General features: G+C 38.4%; 20 protein-coding genes. 12 read left to right on the forward strand and 8 right to left on the reverse strand.

The annotated features are described in order from the left end of the window. Window positions 1–84 precede the first annotated feature (84 nt). The 8 genes from FC62_RS07475 to FC62_RS07510 all read right to left on the reverse strand — a co-directional run bounded on the left by FC62_RS07475 (window position 85) and on the right by FC62_RS07510 (window position 10,456). Window positions 85–4,659, reverse strand: coding sequence for a type ISP restriction/modification enzyme (locus FC62_RS07475; RefSeq protein ID WP_056945772.1), 4,575 nt, complete (start codon window positions 4,657–4,659; stop codon window positions 85–87). Window positions 4,660–4,835: 176 nt separating this feature from the next. Beyond that, on the reverse strand, window positions 4,836–5,333 hold the full coding sequence (locus FC62_RS07480) for a super-infection exclusion protein B (RefSeq protein ID WP_054746435.1): 498 nt from the start codon (window positions 5,331–5,333) through the stop codon (window positions 4,836–4,838). A gap of 231 nt (window positions 5,334–5,564) precedes the next feature. Continuing rightward, a complete protein-coding gene (locus FC62_RS07485; RefSeq protein WP_056945779.1) occupies window positions 5,565–6,863 on the reverse strand; it encodes a tyrosine-type recombinase/integrase in 1,299 nt (432 codons plus the stop codon). A 6-nt stretch (window positions 6,864–6,869) separates the two neighbouring features. Beyond that, window positions 6,870–7,076, reverse strand: coding sequence for a DUF3173 domain-containing protein (locus FC62_RS07490; protein WP_201779031.1), 207 nt, complete (start codon window positions 7,074–7,076; stop codon window positions 6,870–6,872). Between the two features lie 56 nt (window positions 7,077–7,132). Further along, on the reverse strand, window positions 7,133–8,350 hold the full coding sequence (locus tag FC62_RS07495; RefSeq protein WP_056945773.1) for a replication initiation factor domain-containing protein: 1,218 nt from the start codon (window positions 8,348–8,350) through the stop codon (window positions 7,133–7,135). A 2-nt stretch (window positions 8,351–8,352) separates the two neighbouring features. Continuing rightward, window positions 8,353–9,696: an FtsK/SpoIIIE domain-containing protein gene (locus FC62_RS07500; protein ID WP_075362811.1), complete on the reverse strand. Its 1,344-nt coding sequence runs from the start codon at window positions 9,694–9,696 to the stop codon at window positions 8,353–8,355. Then, window positions 9,686–10,069 carry a hypothetical protein gene (locus FC62_RS07505; RefSeq protein ID WP_056945774.1) on the reverse strand — a complete coding sequence of 128 codons (384 nt, stop codon included), beginning with the start codon at window positions 10,067–10,069 and terminating at the stop codon, window positions 9,686–9,688. Before FC62_RS07505 ends, FC62_RS07500 begins: the two co-directional genes overlap by 11 nt. Window positions 10,070–10,162: 93 nt before the next feature. Further along, window positions 10,163–10,456, reverse strand: a complete 294-nt coding sequence (locus tag FC62_RS07510) for a hypothetical protein (protein WP_056945775.1) — start codon at window positions 10,454–10,456, stop codon at window positions 10,163–10,165. Window positions 10,457–10,578: 122 nt separating this feature from the next. Here FC62_RS07510 and FC62_RS07515 point away from each other — a divergent pair, with 122 nt between their 5' ends. The 12 genes from FC62_RS07515 to FC62_RS07570 all read left to right on the forward strand — a co-directional run bounded on the left by FC62_RS07515 (window position 10,579) and on the right by FC62_RS07570 (window position 19,646). Further along, window positions 10,579–11,418: a hypothetical protein gene (locus FC62_RS07515; RefSeq protein WP_056945776.1), complete on the forward strand. Its 840-nt coding sequence runs from the start codon at window positions 10,579–10,581 to the stop codon at window positions 11,416–11,418. Between the two features lie 474 nt (window positions 11,419–11,892). Next, complete coding sequence (locus tag FC62_RS07520) at window positions 11,893–12,429, forward strand: hypothetical protein (protein ID WP_056945777.1); 537 nt, start codon at window positions 11,893–11,895, stop codon at window positions 12,427–12,429. Between the two features lie 76 nt (window positions 12,430–12,505). Beyond that, window positions 12,506–12,964, forward strand: coding sequence for a hypothetical protein (locus FC62_RS07525; RefSeq protein ID WP_054746443.1), 459 nt, complete (start codon window positions 12,506–12,508; stop codon window positions 12,962–12,964). A gap of 526 nt (window positions 12,965–13,490) precedes the next feature. Further along, window positions 13,491–13,805, forward strand: a complete 315-nt coding sequence (locus tag FC62_RS07530) for a YdcP family protein (RefSeq protein ID WP_000421280.1) — start codon at window positions 13,491–13,493, stop codon at window positions 13,803–13,805. Between the two features lie 20 nt (window positions 13,806–13,825). Beyond that, window positions 13,826–14,203: a YdcP family protein gene (locus FC62_RS07535; protein WP_001234189.1), complete on the forward strand. Its 378-nt coding sequence runs from the start codon at window positions 13,826–13,828 to the stop codon at window positions 14,201–14,203. A 9-nt stretch (window positions 14,204–14,212) separates the two neighbouring features. Continuing rightward, entirely contained in the window at window positions 14,213–14,986 is a 774-nt protein-coding gene (locus FC62_RS07540; RefSeq protein ID WP_000185760.1) for a Mom family adenine methylcarbamoylation protein, read from the forward strand. A 21-nt stretch (window positions 14,987–15,007) separates the two neighbouring features. Beyond that, complete coding sequence (locus FC62_RS07545) at window positions 15,008–16,411, forward strand: FtsK/SpoIIIE domain-containing protein (protein ID WP_082611526.1); 1,404 nt, start codon at window positions 15,008–15,010, stop codon at window positions 16,409–16,411. Between the two features lie 181 nt (window positions 16,412–16,592). Further along, entirely contained in the window at window positions 16,593–17,777 is a 1,185-nt protein-coding gene (gene mobT, locus FC62_RS07550) for a MobT family relaxase (protein WP_000426691.1), read from the forward strand. Continuing rightward, a complete protein-coding gene (locus tag FC62_RS07555; RefSeq protein ID WP_000055367.1) occupies window positions 17,774–18,046 on the forward strand; it encodes a hypothetical protein in 273 nt (90 codons plus the stop codon). Before mobT ends, FC62_RS07555 begins: the two co-directional genes overlap by 4 nt. After that, on the forward strand, window positions 18,043–18,264 hold the full coding sequence (locus FC62_RS07560; protein WP_001009054.1) for a hypothetical protein: 222 nt from the start codon (window positions 18,043–18,045) through the stop codon (window positions 18,262–18,264). Before FC62_RS07555 ends, FC62_RS07560 begins: the two co-directional genes overlap by 4 nt. Window positions 18,265–18,323: 59 nt before the next feature. Then, complete coding sequence (locus FC62_RS07565) at window positions 18,324–19,085, forward strand: abortive infection family protein (RefSeq protein WP_000494842.1); 762 nt, start codon at window positions 18,324–18,326, stop codon at window positions 19,083–19,085. Between the two features lie 60 nt (window positions 19,086–19,145). Further along, a complete protein-coding gene (locus FC62_RS07570; RefSeq protein ID WP_000421245.1) occupies window positions 19,146–19,646 on the forward strand; it encodes an antirestriction protein ArdA in 501 nt (166 codons plus the stop codon). Window positions 19,647–19,793: the final 147 nt, after the last annotated feature.

The raw sequence follows: 19,793 nt of genomic DNA on the forward strand, positions 1-19,793 counted from the left end.
GTATGTTTTTAGTGGTTAAAAACATTGTACCGTAAAGAGGCGTTCATATGGCCTTTTTGCTTTTACACAATTATATGGACTTTATCATTTTTTATCTGTTTTTACTTGATATTGATCGATTATCCATTCAATGGCGGATCTACCATTGACTACATAATCATATGCTTGTTTAGGAATGTTGGTAATCTTGATATCATCATTGTAAATGATTGTAGCTAGTATTCCTTTTTGGGGATGTTTCATTTTTTTTACAAGAAAACTTGGGTTCGTTGATGATTCTATTTCTACGCCAGGCCAACTTTCTTGATTTTCGTAGTCTAAGTGTATTGATGCAAGTTTTCTACCAACTTCAACATACTTAGATTTATTTCGCAGATCAGGAATGCGTGGAATAGACTTTTTAAGATCGTTAGAATACTTCAATCGATATTCACTAGAATGCAACACACCGTATATATAATAAAATGTATCCTGCATGTTTAATCCATAATTAGCATTTAAGTTTGTAAAAGGTACATTCAAATATCCTGTATTTTCATTATTCCAAAGATAAAAACCTCGCCCTTTTTCGATATATTTGTACTCAGGGACGCAATCAGTCATGATAACCGAGAAATCTCTTTTTACTCCAGGTCCGCTAACATAGATTACTTTATTGTTCTCACCTAGAAAGTCTTTATAACGTCCTGGCATTTCCACAATCTCTGTATCATAGTAAAGCCACTTTTTTGTAAATGGTCTATAAGCGCTCTGGACTAATTTATTTTCGTCAAAAGTAAATATTGAACCTGATGACAGTTTATTTTTTGTCTTTCTACTCCAACTCATATATTTGGTATCACGATTGATATTTTGTAACTTTTCTGCCTTTGAATAATTTTTTAGCCTTTTGAGTTCATGATTATAATTTTGTATCATCCTGTGGACATTGTCGACAACTTGTCTTCTTCCATACCCATAAACCCAGCTATCTCTACTTGTAGTTACGCCAATAGCAGAATCATTAAAAAGAACCTCTTTATTATTTTCTGAAGAATCATTTCCCATTGATAAATAATTCAGATAATTAATATCACGTTTATTAATCCAGTCACCATTACTATCGATATCAAGATTTTGCATACTTGTTTGTAAAATGGATCTCGTACTCTCTAAAAAAGTAAACTTTTCTTTTCTCGATAGATAATCACCAATATCAGAATAATGTACATCATGATCGTTGGTTCCATCTTTTACTAGCACAGTAATGGCAACTCCAGTCATAATATTGAATACATTTTGTCCTTCTCTTTTGGCTGTCTCCCCCAGTCTTTCCTTTATCGCTCCGCGAAGATTCAGTATATAAATATGATTAAATTCTTTTTCAAAACTTCTTCTAACACCATTCATCGTTCGAAAATCAATAAATGAGCTATTTGTGATGAAGGAGATCACACCACTTCCTTTCAGTCTGTCGGTTGCCCAGCGAAAAGCCTTTAAATAAGAGTCATAAACTGAAACAACTCTTCTTGACTCAGTCAATTTCACATAGCTATCCGCAATTGCTCTTGTCAATTTTGGATATGTAAAAGACGTATTAACTTGATTTTCGTCATTTTGACCCATAGAATATGGCGGATTACCTATTATCACAGTTATTGGTACTTCTTGTTGCCGCTTCAATCTTTCGTCATTCGTACCAAAATAGCTATCATCTAAAGTATCTTCAACTTCAGTACTTTCAAACGTGTCTGTCAAAACGATGCCTTCAAAAGGTTGATAACCATTTTCATTTGAATCAATATCTGCAAATGTAGCTTCGATGTTAATTGCTGCAATATAGTAGCTCAACAAAATAATTTCATTAGCATGCAGTTCGTTAACATATTTCTTGGTAATATCTGCAAGCGTAATTTCTCCAGCTTCTAGTTGTTTCTTTAAATGAGTCAAGGTTCTAACGATAAATGACCCAGTTCCAGTAAACGGATCTAGAATATGAACGCCCTCACTAGCTAATGCTTTCCCAAAGTATTTTTTCAATACGTCATCAACTGAATTAACTATGAAATCAACAACTTCGATAGGAGTAAATACAATACCTAATTTAGATGTTGTTTCAGGAAAAGCAGTCTTAAAGAACTTATCATATAAAGTGACCATTAATTGCTGTTTATCTTCTAATTTGTCGATCCCTTCTGCCCGCATCTTCACAGACTCGTACAGCGGTTCTAGATTATCTTGTTCCTTTTGAAAACCAGCCTTTTCTAGTTCTACCAAAATACCTTCCATAGCCTTAGAAACTGGGTTATTTTTCACAAAACTGTACTCAGCAAATAAAGCTTCAAAAATTGGTTTCGTAATTAAATGTTGCGAAATCATCTCTGCTGCCTGATTGTCATCAATGCTTTCATTGATATTATGTTGAAGGGAGAGTACGAACTTTTTAAATTCAATATTTACTGAATCTTTTTTATCAGCTAGTTTATTTTTGATCCAACCAATCTGCCTCTGGGCAATTTTTGCAACATCTTCGGACCAATTCTCCAGGTATTTTCGATCACCAACTTTTTCAACTATCTTTCCAAAAATAGCCGTTTCAAACTTATCCCACTCAAGTTCAAATAGAAATCTTTCAACATCTGGTTCGGAATTGTCGTTTCTATCATGTTCATTTATCTCATCTGGAGCACTGCCAACTCCAATAACGCTAAAGTTCTTAGGTTTTGCAATATTCATCTTGTCAACCATTGCCTCGAACCGCTCGTCAACTGATCTTAATGAGTTAACAACTTGCCAGATGGTATCATATTGCTTGTTATTATCCAGAATCGTTTCAGGTGTTTCTCCAGCAGGTACAACAACAGGGATGATGATATAGCCATAATCTTTACCCTTAGACTTTCTCATTATTCTGCCGATTGCTTGTACAATATCAACTTGTGATTTTTTGGCTGCTAAGAAAATAACTGCATCAAGAGTTGGGACATCAATCCCTTCAGTTAAGAATCTTACATTGGATACAATTCTCGCTTCATCTTCTGGTTTATTATTGTCAGCAAGCCAATCCAAAATTTCGCCTTTTTGAAGGGCATTCATTGTTCCATCTGCATGCCTCATTGAAAGGGTGAAGTTTTCATCTTCCTCATTATCACCAAGGTATTCATTAACTACTTCTTCAAACTGTCCGGATACTTTTTTTGAATCTTCAATAGTTCTAGTAAATGCAATTGCTCTCTCCAGTGGTGCACCATCATAAGCGCTTTTTTTGATTGGATTTTTATATCCATTTCTTCGCATCATACCATTCCAAATTCCGACAATACGACCTACATCATCGATATTTAATCCGTTATTTGGATCAGAGAGAGAACGTTGCATGTCTCTTTGTACTGTCTTCTCATCAACGGCCAATACCATAACTTTATAGTCAGTTAGAATTCCGCGAGAAACCGCTTGGCCAAATCCCATTCTATAAATAACTTCACCATATTTTTCTGGATCATCCATTGATGAAATCAAAATACTTTTTTCTTTGGCTTTTTTCTTAGCACCTTCTCCATAAATTTTTGGAGTAGCTGTTTGGTATAGGCGCAATCTACCATCAACATTGTCATTGCTATGTATTTTTGAAAATGTACTATCTTCTTTGTTTAATTCGTGAGCGCCAGTTGTTCGATGTGCTTCATCTGCTACAATCAAATCAAAAACAGGAAATCCTGATCTTTGTGCATCACCAATCACATCAATACTTTGATAAGTACTGAAGACGACAATCATATCTGTTCTGAATCCATCACCTTGTATCTCTTTCCAATTTTTTAAAATCTGAGTTGAGGAAGTAGTGGCAGGATATCCGATGTCAGAAGCTTTGATGTCCTCCGTTCCATCATCTCCTCTGGATGCGTCTCGATCCGAGGTAACAGCCATGCTTGTGATTGATAAGCTCGCATCGTTATTCCAGCCACGTAAAGTCTGTGTTAATAACTGAATACTCGGAACTAAATACAGAACAAAAAATGGCTTACTAGCATCTTTCGCTAAATTCTCAGCAATTTTCAAACTGGTAAATGTTTTCCCGGTACCAGGTGCCATGATAAGTTGACCACGATTATGATTTTTAAAATATTCAATTGATTTTTCAAGAGCGGTCTTTTGATATTCTCGCAGCTCCTTTTTTGCTTTAACTTCAACTCTTTCAGGACGAGAAAAGCTAAATTTAGTCCAATCTATTTGTGAATTTCTTAAGTCGGAAAGACCGATGATTTCTATTCCCTTACCATTTTGATCTACGGTAGCTCTCGCATTTTCATTCCATTCATCCACAGTTGAAACAATCAGTCCTCGATGGTAATAGTTCTTTCCCAATTCAGCCACAAAAGAATCGATTTGCTCCTTGCCTATCTTGCCCTTATAAAATTTAGCTTGAATTGCAACAATATCACCATTAAATTGTTGAGCTACAAGATCAACACCTGTATCTTTCTTTGGAATTCCATACTCAGATGGAACGTCACCCAACATCCAAACTTCTTTATATAAACGTCTATATGTTGGCTCATGTTTCAAATATGCCAATACTAACCTTTCGAACATTGTGCCACGTTCTCTTTGGACACCATTTCCCGCTTGGTTAATTTGTTCAATTAAATCATCAAATGATTTTGAAATACTTTTTTTCACTAGAATTCCCCCTGAGTACGGAAAGTTACAAATATTTGACTCACAATAAATTTTACAAAAGTCCTGTATCTAATACCGACAATTATAGCAAATCACAGACCAACAAAAAATGCCCCATCATATTTTTGATTTAGACAAAATATTGACGAGACACGTTTTCGACACTATTTCTGAGTTTATAACGTTATCTTTTTATTATTAATTCCATCGATTACCCAAGGTTGAAGTAAATAAGGAAATGGAGCATTTTGAGGGGAATATTCGAATCTATTATATTGGATAGTAGTGGCAGCAAGCCCAATGACCAAATTGGATTCCAGTTCTCTTATATTTTCGTTTGAGTGTGGGTACTCCTTGACATGATTAATATCTTTGTACAATTCTCTAACAATTCTTAACTTCTCACCCTCTAAACTATTAACATAATTGTATTTGTGGATCATCTCTCTCCGAGCACTGTAGTAATTATAAAAATATACAAGTATTTCGACAATGAGAATCGACCAGGATATTATACAGAGAATAAAAACATAAATTCCGAACTTAGCATAAAACGATTCCCCATCTAAACTCTTAACTGCTATAGGTTTAAGAATTAATATTGAAATAGTGGCAATTCCAATTGCTCCCCATATTTTCCGTGGTAGATTCAAAAATTCCGATATTCCACGCATAAAAAATTCTCCTTGAGCATTATCTTATCAATATTTGCAATTATAAAAAAAGATCCGAAATGGATCTTTTAGCGGAATTTTTGGCGGGGAACCAACTGAATTTTTATTAATTTGTACCAGTTTACAATTTTTAAATCCCGGTATTATCGGCTTTGTAACTTCAATTGATTCCTACCTTTTATTCCCACTCAAGCGCTAGCACTCACGTGAGAATACCTACATATCAACGTTTTAAGCACCTTTACACTGTTCCGGTGGTGTGCTTGGTGGGGCACCAATTTCACTCAATTTCTTGATTGATTGATTGCCGTTAAACTTGACCGAACTTACTGCCGCAGTCTCCACTTTGATATTGCCTTCCATCTGCTCAACAATAGCAGTATCGGCGCCGACCCACATATGTGAGTAGTTTCTCAAAGTTATGTCCGGACTGCTATGCCCGAGCCGTTTCGACAGTACCAGAACCGACACATTGAACTCATTAATCAAGTACGATGCATGGCTATGACGCAATCCTTTACCTTGGATAGGCTTCACACCAGCGGCATTAGCATAACGCTGAATAACTCGTCCCAGAGTTGACTTAATCATTGGCAAGCCATCATAGGTAAATACAAAGTCATCGTCTTTGCCTAGCCCTACCGTTTTTTGCCGTTGCCGCCACTTGCGGAGTATATCCACCGTGGTATCGTCCAAAGCGATTGTCCGTTTGCCGTCCGCAGTCTTAGTGTAGTCGTTACGTGTCCAATCCGTCCGTGACTTCAGATACAGCATGTGGTGCACCCGCATACGTTTCTCGTCCAAGTCAATATCGCTCCACCATAAGGCCATGCCCTCATTAACTCGAACACCAGTCATGAAGTAGACCCACAGCATTACGAAATACAGATGTTCCAGAAAGTCGCCAATGTAAATCTGCTTAATGACCTTCTTGAACTCGGTAGCCGTCCAGTATGGCACAATGGCCTTACTCTTCGGAATCGCCTTAATCCGCTTTGACACATTGAACTCTAGATACTGCAGCGTAACCGCCCTGTCCAAGGTCTTACGAAACATACCAAACACCAAACTCGCGTATGACTGTGAGAATCCAGCACCACCTTCATCTGCATCAGTCAGTAAGTATGTTCGGTAATTCTGAACATCCTCGATATTGATATCCCGCAACTTCTTAGACCCGAAACGAGCGCAAAACTGATTGAAAGCGCCTTTACGAACAGAAAACGTACTTTCTTCGACTTCCGTTTTGTACGCAGGAATATAGATGTTCTGCATAAACTCACGATACGTCATTTGATAGTTGGCGTAACTGTTAGCTTGGTAATACTCTCGCTTAACTCGTGTCAATTCTTTATTTGCCGCTGTCGCTGTCTTAAACGGGCGGCCGGTCAAGTCTTTACGCGCCTTCTTTCTAACACGCCGACCGGTAATCCGGTCAATTCCAAGTTCTGTCTGATAGAAGTACATACCGCTCTTCAAGTCCTTGAAAACGCCGGTGTACTTCGTTGTTTGTTGCATTTTATTTGTCATCATCAATCACTCTGCTTTCAATTGAAGCTTCGTGCCAATGATTGACTCAACAACTTCTGTTGGGACACGTCCCAAACGCCGGTTGTTATAAAACGGATACCCATTTTGTACCATAATGGCCTTGGCTTGGCAAATCAAACTTCGCGCGGTGTGCTCTTTGTAGCCAATCGCCATCAAGTCTTGCTTACAAATTGTGGAGGTCACAATTACCATCTCATTTCTTTCAATCGTACAAGAAGCATGAGATACTATGCGGGTAGACTAATTATCTACACAGGAGCGGGACTGTCACCATTTGCTGTCGGAGGCGTGGTGATGGTCTCTTTTTTCATAGCTTCTTGGTTTGCATCAATTTCATCAAATAATTCTGCCAGCGTGCGTTTTTCCATCTCTTTACGGTGAATGGCCACCCACCTAATTGCATCATCAGGCGGATGACGTCCACGCAGGTACACAGCCGCCATTCTTAACAGCAGCTCAATGCCAGAATTGTGTCCCCACAAGGCATCGCATTTGTACATGGCGGTAAACAAGCCAGAATTGAACATCAAATATTGGATTGATTGAATCAACTCGCTGTCTCGTGGGCTTTCTAAGCGTAACCGGCTAAATTCATTATCTTCAACAACACGTATAAGCATTTTCGTTAAATCGGCGTATTCTTCCGTCTCTGCATCAACAAACCGATATTTCTCAAGTAGCTTGCTAGCAATAAATGCCTTCAATGACGGCTCATCATCGTCCAGTTCATTACGGAGGCTATCAGTAATTTGGTGGGCATATATACCTTTGAACACTGCTTCTAACCGTACCCAACTTTCGACCGACAACGCCTCTTCGTAACGAAAGCTAGGTTGCTCTATCTGTTCACGTCGCTTGTCATAGACTCGCAAGAACAGCCGTGTATTGCCCTTTTTAGAACCAACATAGAAAGTTTCGACAATCTTGTTGACCTCATGCGCAGACAAGCCAGAAGGGTTCTTTTTGCCATCAGCGTTTTGAACAATCCATGTACCATCAGTCAGGTGACGGTACAGGTCATCAACTGTAAAATCTACGTTCTGAAAGTCAGCGGTAAAGTCAATTCGACTAAGCCGAGAATGAAATTCATCAGATACAGTCAGTGAAGCGAACTGTTTGATGTTCATCGGTGAATGATGTACCAGCGTCCATTCATGACAGTAGTACGACCATGAATAGGCCGAAAACTTAATCACAATCCCCATCTGAACATTGTCGGGGTGGTACGCAATGGCAAAGTAAAACGGATTGTCGCCAAACTGGTAACCTATCGTGTAACCTTGCGGAACTTTGCCAATCAATTGAGCTTGTTTGCCGAATATCACTTTAATGTCGGTCATCTCAACAAACTTCTTGATGGTGTCCAAGGCAATTAGCGGCCAACTGCCAATATCATCAATCTTTGACTTTTCAACAGTTAGCACCATCGTGAACTCATCAATTCCGAGTAAAAGTGTAGGCTCCATTTTTAGGCTCCTTTACTGGAGCGGGGGTTATTACATAACCCCCGCTTGGCACGAAAAGCGGCGTTAATGTCAAAATTCAGGTAACTAAACGCACACAACTTAGGCGTGTTGGCAATTCCAGGGAATGTGTACACACCTTCACCCTTGCGAAAGTCACGGCTAGGAATTTCTACGCCCGTGCCAAACGCAGTGACGTAGGTTTGCTGTTCAGCATTACCCAAAACAATCTTCAGTGGCAAGTTATCGCGAATCATCGTTGGTAATGACGTACTATCACTCTTCTGCATGACAATAAACAGGAAGAAGCCCAACTGGCGCCCTTGAAGCACAATTTGCGAAATCAGCTTATTGACCTCATCGCGGTGCTTCTTATCCATAGCCTGCACAACACTTTGGAATGACGCGTATTCATCAAAGATAAAAACATACGGGTTAAATCCAAAGTCCGAATATGACGCCTCAAGCTTAGTGGCCAGCTTAGCCTTCAAATCAGCCTTGCGCTTGTCCATCACATCATTGAACTCACGCAGGAGGGCTACAATATCATCAACATCTTCAGCGGTACAGTCAGGCGCAATCATGTCGCCGAGAATCGAAAGGCTGGAGCCTTTCGGATCGGCTAGATATAGTTGATATTGCACCGGCTTGATAAGCATCTGCAACAGGAAAGAATACACACCGTATGTCTTACCAGAACCCGTCTGCCCAACAATTAGCGTGTGGTGTAACGGAATCACAGTGAACTTATCAATGAACAACTCCAAATCACCAACTTGTGCATTGTAACTTAGCAATTCATCAAGAGAACGGAACTCTAATCGTCGTTCAAGACGACTATCAAACAATTCAAAACAGTAGTAATTCTCATCATCACTAAGATACGAGCGTTCAACCACATATCGCCTTAATGCACTGGATAACTGGGCAGTGTCCAAACGTTGGGCATACTTCACACGATTCTCGACCAACAGCATTCCACGCTGATAATTATCTGTGAAAGTGAGCTTAATTTTAGGCAACTGGGCCACGGCAGTTCCGAAGAACTGCCGCGGTACATAATAAGCGGCATCAAGCAAAGCACGGCGAACCGACAAACACAACTTGTAATGGCGTAGTGCAAATCTCCAACCTTTACTAATATGGTTACGCATCGACCAAAATGTGACCGAGCACGTACCAACAACTGTAATCGCGAAGATACATACAATTAGAATTACATCAGGAATCATCATTTGAAGGTACCGCGTGGTAAGGAAAATCCCTACTACCAGTAACAGTAATAGGGATTCAATGACAACCAAGGCCTGTCCACGAAGGTACCGTGAAGTTTTAACCTTACTTGTCACGCTTAATCACCTGCACATCCTTATAACGGAGAATCAGGTTGAACCCAATGATGAAAGTCTTTTCAACAATCATGTCACCGAGCCGAATGACATCGCCCTTTTGAGCATCTAAACGCTGTACTCCGTTCAAGATTGTCACATCAAAGGTATTCAGAACGTTGTTATCCCGCTTCATGCCAGTCTTTTTGTCAACACCATAATCGGCGGTATCTTTGACCACTTGAAGCGTTAATGCTACACCGATATCTTGAGGATTCTTCTTGCTAGCATATGGGTGCTGAGAGACCAAGCGGAACTGGTTGTTAGTTACCGACTTGAATTTCGCATCGTTGAAACTGGTCTGCGAAAAGAACCAGGAATTTTGTAGAGCCATGATAGTTACCTCCGCTGCGATACGCAGCCGTCTTTATTTTTGTACCCAGAGTTTATTGACATCGTGGCCTTGGTCAAGACGTATTAGTTACGGTCAACAGCCATAACCATACTTTCGATTCCAATTACGGCGAGCAAGTACTGCCATTAGGTCACGCATACATGCCTGACAATCCTTAGTAGCCTTCACCTCGAGGCTTATATCACCTAATTTCAGAAATATGGTTGGTTCATTGCCAAAAGGGTCAAAGTGATTTGCTAATATAAGGCCATTCAATTCGTCCATTGCTTCTTCAATTTCTGAGTCATTTACATGGTGCTCGTCTAGCAGGGAACCTGATACTAGTGAATGACTGTAGCTAACGTTCATGCGCTCATGATTCGTCATGTTGTCACCTCCTTGCGCTTTCGATATTTTAAGTATATACTTGCAACGTGGGATTGAAATATGACCTTTTTTCGTTAATATAACAATTTTGTCCCACGCTTTAAGGGAGAGGAGTCCTCATAATGTTTGAAACGGCGTTTAAAAAAACCACAAAATATGTGTTTACCACAATTAGTTCAACTATTAAGAAACGAAAGGAAGAACTTAACCTAAATCGTTCGGACATTCTATCCGACGAATCGTTAGTCAGTAATATCATCAACAATAAACGGACTACTAAATATCCGAACTTGATGAGTGACTTCAATGCGCAAGATATCCGAGAGAACCTGAAATTCAACAATCTTGATGAAATGCTTTGGGGACAAATCAAGTGGAATGTGCTACTGAAAAAAGCAATTAATGAGATTTATTCATACAAAGGTACCGACTTAACTATGATTAATCTACACGAACTACTTTTTCAGGTCCTAACTGCAAATGTTCACTTTGCTCAAATGCGTGCAGGACTTAGTTATGACATCTATCCAGTTAAGGTTGAACGTAAAAAATCGAGAACAATTAATACTGTTAAAATTGAAGCACTTGACGAACTTTCTCAGCGCATACAGTTTTTAAATGCTGAATCTTTTCAAGAAATTTTAGTTCGTCGATTTGAGGAGGAGTTTTTCGGAAAGGAATTCCGAAAGTTTTACGTCAGGTTTCCTAAGCTCATGCAAACAATCTTCACGGACATTCTTACGCCGCTCAAACCTACCCCAACTGATACTGGTATGCTAGCCTATTACTTGACTATAAATGCCTATGAAGCATTCGAAGCAGAAAGTCGTGCTTGGTATCAAGATGATAACCGGATGCGTAACGAATACGCTAGAGTTTCCACCGAGCTTGATACGGCAATCGGAGCCATGCAAAAAGTACACAGATATGAAATGTCATTATTCCCTCAAAAAAACGGCTAATGTATATATTAAAAGCGACTGCCCGATGGACAGTCGCTTTGTTATAACGTCAATTTTATTATTAGCGCATATTTTACTATCGTAGAAATCATAAGTGGTGGATAAGATATCGTTTTATCAGAGCGGTATTTCACATATCTCCAAACTTTTGCTCTATTTCTTCCATGTGGTCTGCCAAATACGGTCACATATGCAAAGAGTTATTTTAATCATGAAAACTAGTAATTAGACTTCATGCCGTTATGATGCTTGGCGTTCATTTTCGCCGTCCTTACTCTACTGTCTAATGTGGTCACTAGCCGTCTCGCCGCATTTTCAAATATTCGTCGGGCATTTTTACTCTGCATCAGTTGAACATGTGTGGTAATGCCACAATCATTTTAGTGATTTTGTTCTGTAAGTAGGATTTCCCTTTTTTATAGGCTATCATATACTTAACGAATAATGACATCACAACTAAAGGCGAGGAAAACTATGACACCAAAACGAATCTTCTCAGCTTCGCTGATTCTTTTAGCTGGCTTAAGCATCACTCTCGTGGCTTGTTCTGAAAAAAACGATACCGGTACGAGCACTACGAAAAGTTCATCTTCCCAGGTTTCTAAACAGGCGGTCAAAAAAGTGTCCGCTAAACAACAGATGCTTAACAAAGTTGAACAGACATACAAACACGCATATCTGTTCAACTATGAATCAGATGAAGAATCTCTATTCCACAATGCGGCATTCTTGATTAACCCAGACACTCGTAAAGCTGCATTTCTATTCACAAATACACACAAGATTATTGAAATGACCTATGAGACAAACATCAAACCTGAAGGGACTTCCACAGGAGGCTGGAATCGTCTAACCTATAACGGAACGTCCTACGTCTGGCAGGACCAATTTGATAACGATGACAACTCTATATTCATGTCCCTTGAACACGATGATACTGGAAGCGACTTTCAGACCGCCTACAAAAAGACCATCTCTGATGCAGTTAACTTCGCATTCGACAAAGAATAGTGATGCCACGGTATAGACGCACACGTTTTGATGCAGTATAATCAAATTAATCAGGAGATTCATGGAGGACACATCAATGGAAACTGTAATTGGCTTTACCATTATTGGCGGTATCATTCTTGCCATTGTTGCACTAATCATGCTTATCTTTGCTGCTCTGCGCAAACGGCCAAAGAAGCTAAGTGTCATCCTTTTAGTAGTCGGAATTGCACTTCCAACTGCTGCAACTCTTTTTGGGGTTATATCGGGTGTTGGTTCTGCTGACTATACTGTTACCTCTAAGGCAGAAGGTAAAGACTTCATCGCCAATGCTACCACCAAAGAGATTGAAGGCAAAACCCTTGAGTTTAAGGTTACCGAAGTTGGCGATGAAAGCCAGATGGGTGTCGGTCTTGCTGCTCCGGGCGGTTTTGACGTTCTCTTACCCGTAACCAAAGAAACACGTAAAATTAAGGCCGGTGATACCATTACCGTTAAATGTGAAGCTGTTGGTAACATAGTTGGTATTCCTGCTGTATCTGCAACTTTAGAATAATAACCACCGAAGAGGCTGAAAAGCCTCTTTTTATTCGCTTCGTTCTGAAATATCTTGGTGGGTCACAGTAGCAAAATAGCCGCCGTTACCTAAGCAACAGCGGCTATCTTTGGTGGTGATTTTGGTGGGGCACCTTTGTTATGACCCACTATTTAGCCCGTTTTATGACAACCGAAACGCCGTTAAATCAACGTTCTGGCTTCAACTTCACTTACTTCATTATTCCCACTCTGTTTTAAGGGTATGGCATATAAGCGAAAATGCTGTAATATCAAGGATTTTGGAAACGTATAAAATCGAATAAATTATATTTAAAAAAATAAAAAGTGCAATAAAAGTGCAGTATTTGCACCTAAGCAGACCTGATTAAATTCGAAATGGAATTCTAAACTCAATATTCATTTAAATGATAGACGTTCATAATGAGCGTCTATTTTTTATGCTTTGAAAGGTTGTGATACTAACAAATTTTTAAATGAATAAAGTAAGCCAAAAATATTTTATGTGAGAAAGGAACGATACACTTATGGAATTAAAATATGTCATTCCCAATATGGAAAAAACATTTGGTCAATTAGAATATGCTGGTGAAGGGAATATTGAACAACGTCGAGTCAATGGCAGACCAACTATTCTCTCTCGTAGCTACAATTTATACTCAACGATTCAACGAGCAGATGATATTGTTGTCATTCTTCCCTCCGAAGCTGGCGAGAAACATTTTGAATCCGACGAAAAAGTCAGACTCATCAACCCACGTATTACCGCAGAAGGTTATAAAATTGGCAATAGAGGATTTACCAATTACATTATGCACGCAGACGATATGGTGAAAGCTTAAGAAAGGAAAGGTGAAAAAATATGAGATTAGCAGAAGGTATTGTGATTGAAAAAGACCAGACATTTGGCACATTGAAATTTTCCGCTTTACGTCGTGAGGTTCGTATTCAAAATGAAGATGGTTCGGTTTCCGAAGAAATTAAAGAACGTACCTATGACTTAAAATCAAAAGGACAAGGACGCATGATACAAGTCAGTATCCCCGCTTCTGTTCCTTTGAAAGAATTTGACTACAACGCAGAAGTGGAATTAATCAATCCTGTGGCAGATACCGTAGCGACGGCTACTTTTCGAGGGGCAGACGTTGATTGGTACGTGAAAGCAGACGATCTTGTATTAAAAGGACAGACAAAACCTCATCAGAAATATAAAAAAGAAGCGTCCGAAAGTGAAAAATAGGTGTTGCTTATGACAAACACACCATTGATTTTGAAAGAAATTCCGAAAGATGAAGCCATTTCTTTTATTCGGCAATACCATTATTCAAAGATACTCCCTAGATTGTGTAAATACTTTCTAGGGATTTTTTCAGAAGAAAAATTATTAGGCGTTGTGGAATTAGGCTGGGGTACGCAACCCCTACAAACCATACGCAAACTCTTTCCCGACAGTTCCCTTCAAACCACAGATTATTTAGAAATTGGAAAGATGTGTTTTCTTCCAGAAATGAATCAAACCAATTATTTTGGCAGTCAAGCTCTTTCAGCTCTAATTAAGTGGTTGAAAGAACATACGGACTGTCATTTTTTATATACATTGGCAGATGGAATTGAGGGAAAATGTGGCTATGTCTATCAAGCGTCCAACTTCTTTTACTGCGGGTATTTCAAGACAAGTGTCTATCGTGATAAACAGTCATGGGAAAAGATACACCCTCGAAGTGCTCGCCTTTTATTAGAGGAAAATGCTCGTTTTGAACAGGTAGAGAAAAAGCATTGGCTTTCCCAGGCATTTTGCGAATACAAAGGGATTGAGAAAATCAATGGACGCATGTTTCGCTATCTCTATCCGTTGACAAAAGAAGCGAAAAAACTGTTAGGACACACGCTCTATCGACGTCATTATTATCCGAAAGAAAAAGATTTACGCTTTGAAAAGCGAATCGCTTATCGGAAATATGAAGCCATTTCTCAACCAACTTTTGATAAACAGGCTCGTATCTACAATACACAATTATTTTGATAGATGGAAAGGAGGATTTTTATGCCATTGCTTCATGACAGAGGAAAGCGAATCAAAGCCAACGATAAGGACTTGGTCAATCATTTTGTGCTGATTTCATTGCTGATAGTTTTTCTAGTCGTTCTACTCCCTTTTCATTGGAGAACGTTACAATCGGTGAATTGGCAAACAGTTCAGTTAGATACATTTTTCTATCAACTGCATACGCCATACTTTTGGAGCAGTATTCTCACTGCTTTTTTTGTATGCGGACTCATCAGCTGGCTCTATTATCACTATCGCATAGATTCTATAAAACAGTTAGAGCACCGTCAAAAGTTAGCTCGTATGATTTTAGAAAACCATTGGTATGAAGCCGAAGAAACTCAATCAGAGGGATTCTTTAAAGACTTATCCAGCAAGAAAACCAAACAACGAATCCGCCATTTTCCTAAAATGTATTACCGAATGAAAGATGGACTGATCCATATTCATGTAGAAATCACTTTAGGGAAATATCAAGATCAGCTCTTGCACTTAGAAAACAAACTAGAAACAGGCTTGTATTGTGAATTAGTGGAAAAAACGTTGAAAGATTCTTATGTAGAGTATGTTCTACTTTATGACACCATTGGCAATCGAATTGGCATTGAAGATGTGGTAGCTCAAGATGGACGTGTCAAATTGATGGAATCGGTCTATTGGGAGTTTGATTCTCTCCCTCACATGTTAATTGCTGGGGGCACGGGTAGTGGAAAATCCTATTTTATTCTCACATTGATTGAATCTCTCCTGCATACAAATGCGAAGCTTTATATTCTCGACCCTAAAAATGCTGATTTGGCAGACTTAGGAGCGGTCATAGATAATGTCTATTACCGTAAAGACGATATGCTGGCATGTATTAGTCAATTTTACGACGATATGATTGCCCGTAGTGAAACCATGAAGCAACACCCGAACTACAAAACAGGAGAAAATTATGCGTATCTTGGTCTACCTGCGAACTTCCTGATTTTTGATGAATATGTGGCGATGATGGATATGTTAGGTCGTGATAGTGCACAAGTTATGAATAAACTCAAACAAATTGTTATGCTCGGACGACAAGCAGGCTTCTTTTTAATTCTTGCCTGTCAGCGTCCAGACGCAAAATATTTTAGTGATGGTATTCGAGATAACTTTAACTTCCGTGTGGCTTTGGGTCGTATGTCTGAAATGGGCTTCGGTATGATGTTTGGAAGCGATACACAAAAACAATTTTTCTTAAAACCCATCAAGGGAAGAGGTTATGTGGATACAGGAAAAAGTGTGATTAGTGAGTTTTATACACCCCTTGTACCAAAAAGGTATGATTTCTTAGGAGAAATAGGAAAAGTCATTCAAAAAAAGCAATCTGAGCCTGTACCGCACGAAGTGAAAGGTACAGGTTCAGACTTGCTTTGATTGGTGTGGCGTTAGCCACGCCAATCCTTTAGCCCCCTCTACCTAACAGGGGGGCACAAATACAACTGAAAACAGGCAATTCTCATCAACCAATGTTGATGGTACAAGGAATTGCGGAAAATAGGAAAGATGTAAACTCAAGGGTCATAGTTTACATCTTTTTTAGATTGGAGGTTTGCGAATGGAAAACGAAAAAATTTGGATTAAGGAATTGAAAGAAAAGCGACTGGCTTATGGCGTTTCTCAAAATAAACTGGCGGTTGCTTCTCATATTACCAGACCTTACCTATCGGATATTGAAACAGGCAAGGCAGTCCCTACTCAACAGGTGAAAGAAGATTTACTGAACGCTTTGGAACGCTTCAATCCCGATAACCCATTGGAGATGTTATTCGACTATGTACGGATTCGATTCCCTACCAATGATGTGTCTCAAATTATCGGTGAGGTTTTACGCTTGAATATGGATTATATGCTACACGAAGACTTTGGCTATTATTCTTATCCCGAACACTATCGTTTCGGTGATATTGTTGTCCTAGTCTCTCATGATGTAAGTAAAGGGGTTTTATTAGAACTGAAAGGAAAAGGCTGTCGGCAATTTGAAAACTTTCTATTGGCTCAACATCGGAGCTGGTATGGTTTCTTTCAAGATTGCATGGAACATAAAGGTATTTTCAAACGCTTGGATTTAGCCATCAACGATAAAACAGGGATTTTGAATATTCCAGAATTGGCAAAGAAATGTAAACAGGAAGAATGTATTTCCGTCTTTCGGAGCTTTAAAAATTATCGCAGTGGTGAATTGGTTCACCGTGATGAAAAACCAGACATGGGAAACACCCTTTATATTGGCTCATTAAAAAGCGAAGTCTATTTCTGTATATATGAGAAAGATTATGAGCAATACGTGAAAAATGATATTGCCTTAGAAGACGCAGAAATAAAGAATCGCTTTGAAATTCGTTTGAAAAACGACAGAGCCACTCAAGCCATGAAAGATTTGTTGGAACATCAAAATGCAGAAAAAACAGCGTTTGAGATTATCAATCGTTATATTCGCTTTGCCGATAAGGACGAAACCAAGCGACGGAGTGATTGGCAAACCAATGAACGCTGGGAATGGTTTATCGGCAAAAATCGTGGAGCATTACGCCTAACCATACAGCCAGAACCTTATTCTTTTGAACGAACATTGAACTGGTTACATCATCAAGTCGCCCCTACATTAAAAGTCGCAAGCATTTTAGATATTCTCAACGGTACAACCATTATTTCCACCATGATTCATGAAGCCAAACTGACAGAAAAACATGAGAAATTAATTGAACAACAACATCTAGGCATGGAGGATTTGATTACATGAGCCTCTTAACAGAAGAATTAAAGAAGTTAGGGTTTCAAGCGTATATACAAAATACAGGGAAATATACGTCTCTCATTATTGAGGGAAAACGGCAAGCTGGTGATACCATCTATACCTATGATTTTTACAAAGTGAGCTTTTATAAGAATTATACCAGTCGAATAACTGTTTATGGAGAGCATTTAACTCCTTTTCAATTATTAAAGCGTGTAAAAAGCTATATCTACTATCGAGAAAAATATCTTAAGGAAAGGAGGACAATCACATGAATTTTGGGCAGAATTTGTACAACTGGTTCTTGGATAATGCACAGTCATTGGTATTGTTAGCGATTGTCGTCATTGGACTGTTTTTAGGTTTTAAACGAGAATTTTCAAAACTTATTGGCTTTTTGATTATTGCTTTAATCGCCGTCGGACTTGTGTTCAATGCAGCTGGCGTGAAAGATGTGTTATTAAACTTATTTAACCGAATCATTGGTGCTTAACAGATATTTTTCATGATAAAATAGGAAGTATATATTTTGTTATGAAAGGATCCATGAATATGTTTACAAATGATCAATTTAAATCTCTTTTAATTAAAACATTAGAAAGAAAGAGCTCTTCAAATTATTATGAAGGAGGTAACGAGATTGTTTCTAAAATGAAAATATCAGAGGTAACTTTAGATGAGACTAACGAGTTTACTTATTATAAAGGATACAAAAGGGATTGGAATACGCTTTGCACCTATCTTAAAATAAGAGCTCCTTTTGATGATTTAGACTTTTTTGAAAGTCATAAAGATTTGCTTACCCAGACAGCAAGCTCCATATATGATAAACAAGGTGATAATGTATTAGTGGATACTATTTTAGTACCACTTCCAGAGAATTACGAAGTAATTAACTTTAGTCAGTTGAAAATTAGTGATGTGATTTCACAAGCTATTGAAGACGCTGAGTCTTTCATGAGTAATGGTGAATATCAACGTGCCTTTGACAGAGTTCACACTGCTTTTCATGGATATTTAATTGAAATACTAAAAAAATATGAAATTACAGTTCCTAGAGACGAAAATCTATCTAAATTATATAGTAGGATACAACAATTAATTGAAAAAGAAATTCAACCTACTGAACTTGCTGATATAGTGAAGACAACGATAAGGTCATCAAATGGAATGATTAGCTCTCTTAATGAAGCAAGAAATAGGCATTCACTTGCACATCCTAATACAAATATTATTGGAAAGAGAGAAGCAAAACTAATAATAGGTATTTCAAGTACAGTTACAGATTATATTAGCGGATACCTTGATAAGTAGCGTCATTAACTGATTGCTACTTTTTTTATGACTATTTTTATAAAAAGGATGTGATAAGAATTGGAATTGAAAGTCTATGTGGCAAATTTGGGACGGTATAATGAAGGTGAATTAGTTGGATCATGGTTTACTCCACCAATTGATGAGGAAGAAATGGCAGAAAGAATCGGTTTAAATGAGAACTACGAAGAATACGCCATACATGATTTTGAGCTTCCTTTTGATGTGGACGAATACACGCCAATTAGTGAAATCAACCGTCTATGTGAAGCCATTCAAGAAATCGAAGGTACACCTATTTATAATGAACTCAAAGAAATTCAAGGCATGTGGTTTAGTAGCTTGGAAGAATTACTGGAAAACAAAGAGAATATTCATTGTTATAGTGAATGTGATTCTATGGAAGATGTCGCCCGTTATTATGTGGAAGAAACAGGACAACTTGGTGAAGTACCTTCTAATTTACAAAATTATATTGATTATCAAGCTTTGGGACGTGATATGGAAATAGAGGGAAATTATCTTATCACCTCTCATGGAGTATTTGAGTATTCTAATTAACATGGATTACTCTAAACTAGCAATACTGCTATAATAATTTTATACGTTCTGAATTAAGGAGGATAAAGTCCATATAATTGTGTAAAAGCAAAAAGGCCATATGAACGCCTCTTTACGGTACAATGTTTTTAACCACTAAAAACATAC

The organism is Amylolactobacillus amylotrophicus DSM 20534 (assembly GCF_001434555.1).
Classification (GTDB): Bacteria; Bacillota; Bacilli; order Lactobacillales; family Lactobacillaceae; genus Amylolactobacillus; species Amylolactobacillus amylophilus.

Excerpts from the sequence above, each read along its gene's own strand:
- FC62_RS07480 (WP_054746435.1), bottom strand. The coding sequence starts at position 5,333 with ATGCGTGGAATATCGGAATTTTTGAATCTACCACGGAAAATATGGGGA.
- FC62_RS07485 (WP_056945779.1), bottom strand. The coding sequence starts at position 6,863 with ATGACAAATAAAATGCAACAAACAACGAAGTACACCGGCGTTTTCAAG.
- FC62_RS07490 (WP_201779031.1), bottom strand. The coding sequence starts at position 7,076 with ATGGTAATTGTGACCTCCACAATTTGTAAGCAAGACTTGATGGCGATT.
- FC62_RS07495 (WP_056945773.1), bottom strand. The coding sequence starts at position 8,350 with ATGGAGCCTACACTTTTACTCGGAATTGATGAGTTCACGATGGTGCTA.
- FC62_RS07505 (WP_056945774.1), bottom strand. The coding sequence starts at position 10,069 with ATGGCTCTACAAAATTCCTGGTTCTTTTCGCAGACCAGTTTCAACGAT.
- FC62_RS07510 (WP_056945775.1), bottom strand. The coding sequence starts at position 10,456 with ATGACGAATCATGAGCGCATGAACGTTAGCTACAGTCATTCACTAGTA.
- FC62_RS07515 (WP_056945776.1), top strand. The coding sequence starts at position 10,579 with ATGTTTGAAACGGCGTTTAAAAAAACCACAAAATATGTGTTTACCACA.
- FC62_RS07520 (WP_056945777.1), top strand. The coding sequence starts at position 11,893 with ATGACACCAAAACGAATCTTCTCAGCTTCGCTGATTCTTTTAGCTGGC.
- FC62_RS07525 (WP_054746443.1), top strand. The coding sequence starts at position 12,506 with ATGGAAACTGTAATTGGCTTTACCATTATTGGCGGTATCATTCTTGCC.
- FC62_RS07530 (WP_000421280.1), top strand. The coding sequence starts at position 13,491 with ATGGAATTAAAATATGTCATTCCCAATATGGAAAAAACATTTGGTCAA.
- FC62_RS07535 (WP_001234189.1), top strand. The coding sequence starts at position 13,826 with ATGAGATTAGCAGAAGGTATTGTGATTGAAAAAGACCAGACATTTGGC.
- FC62_RS07540 (WP_000185760.1), top strand. The coding sequence starts at position 14,213 with ATGACAAACACACCATTGATTTTGAAAGAAATTCCGAAAGATGAAGCC.
- FC62_RS07545 (WP_082611526.1), top strand. The coding sequence starts at position 15,008 with ATGCCATTGCTTCATGACAGAGGAAAGCGAATCAAAGCCAACGATAAG.
- mobT (WP_000426691.1), top strand. The coding sequence starts at position 16,593 with ATGGAAAACGAAAAAATTTGGATTAAGGAATTGAAAGAAAAGCGACTG.
- FC62_RS07555 (WP_000055367.1), top strand. The coding sequence starts at position 17,774 with ATGAGCCTCTTAACAGAAGAATTAAAGAAGTTAGGGTTTCAAGCGTAT.
- FC62_RS07560 (WP_001009054.1), top strand. The coding sequence starts at position 18,043 with ATGAATTTTGGGCAGAATTTGTACAACTGGTTCTTGGATAATGCACAG.
- FC62_RS07565 (WP_000494842.1), top strand. The coding sequence starts at position 18,324 with ATGTTTACAAATGATCAATTTAAATCTCTTTTAATTAAAACATTAGAA.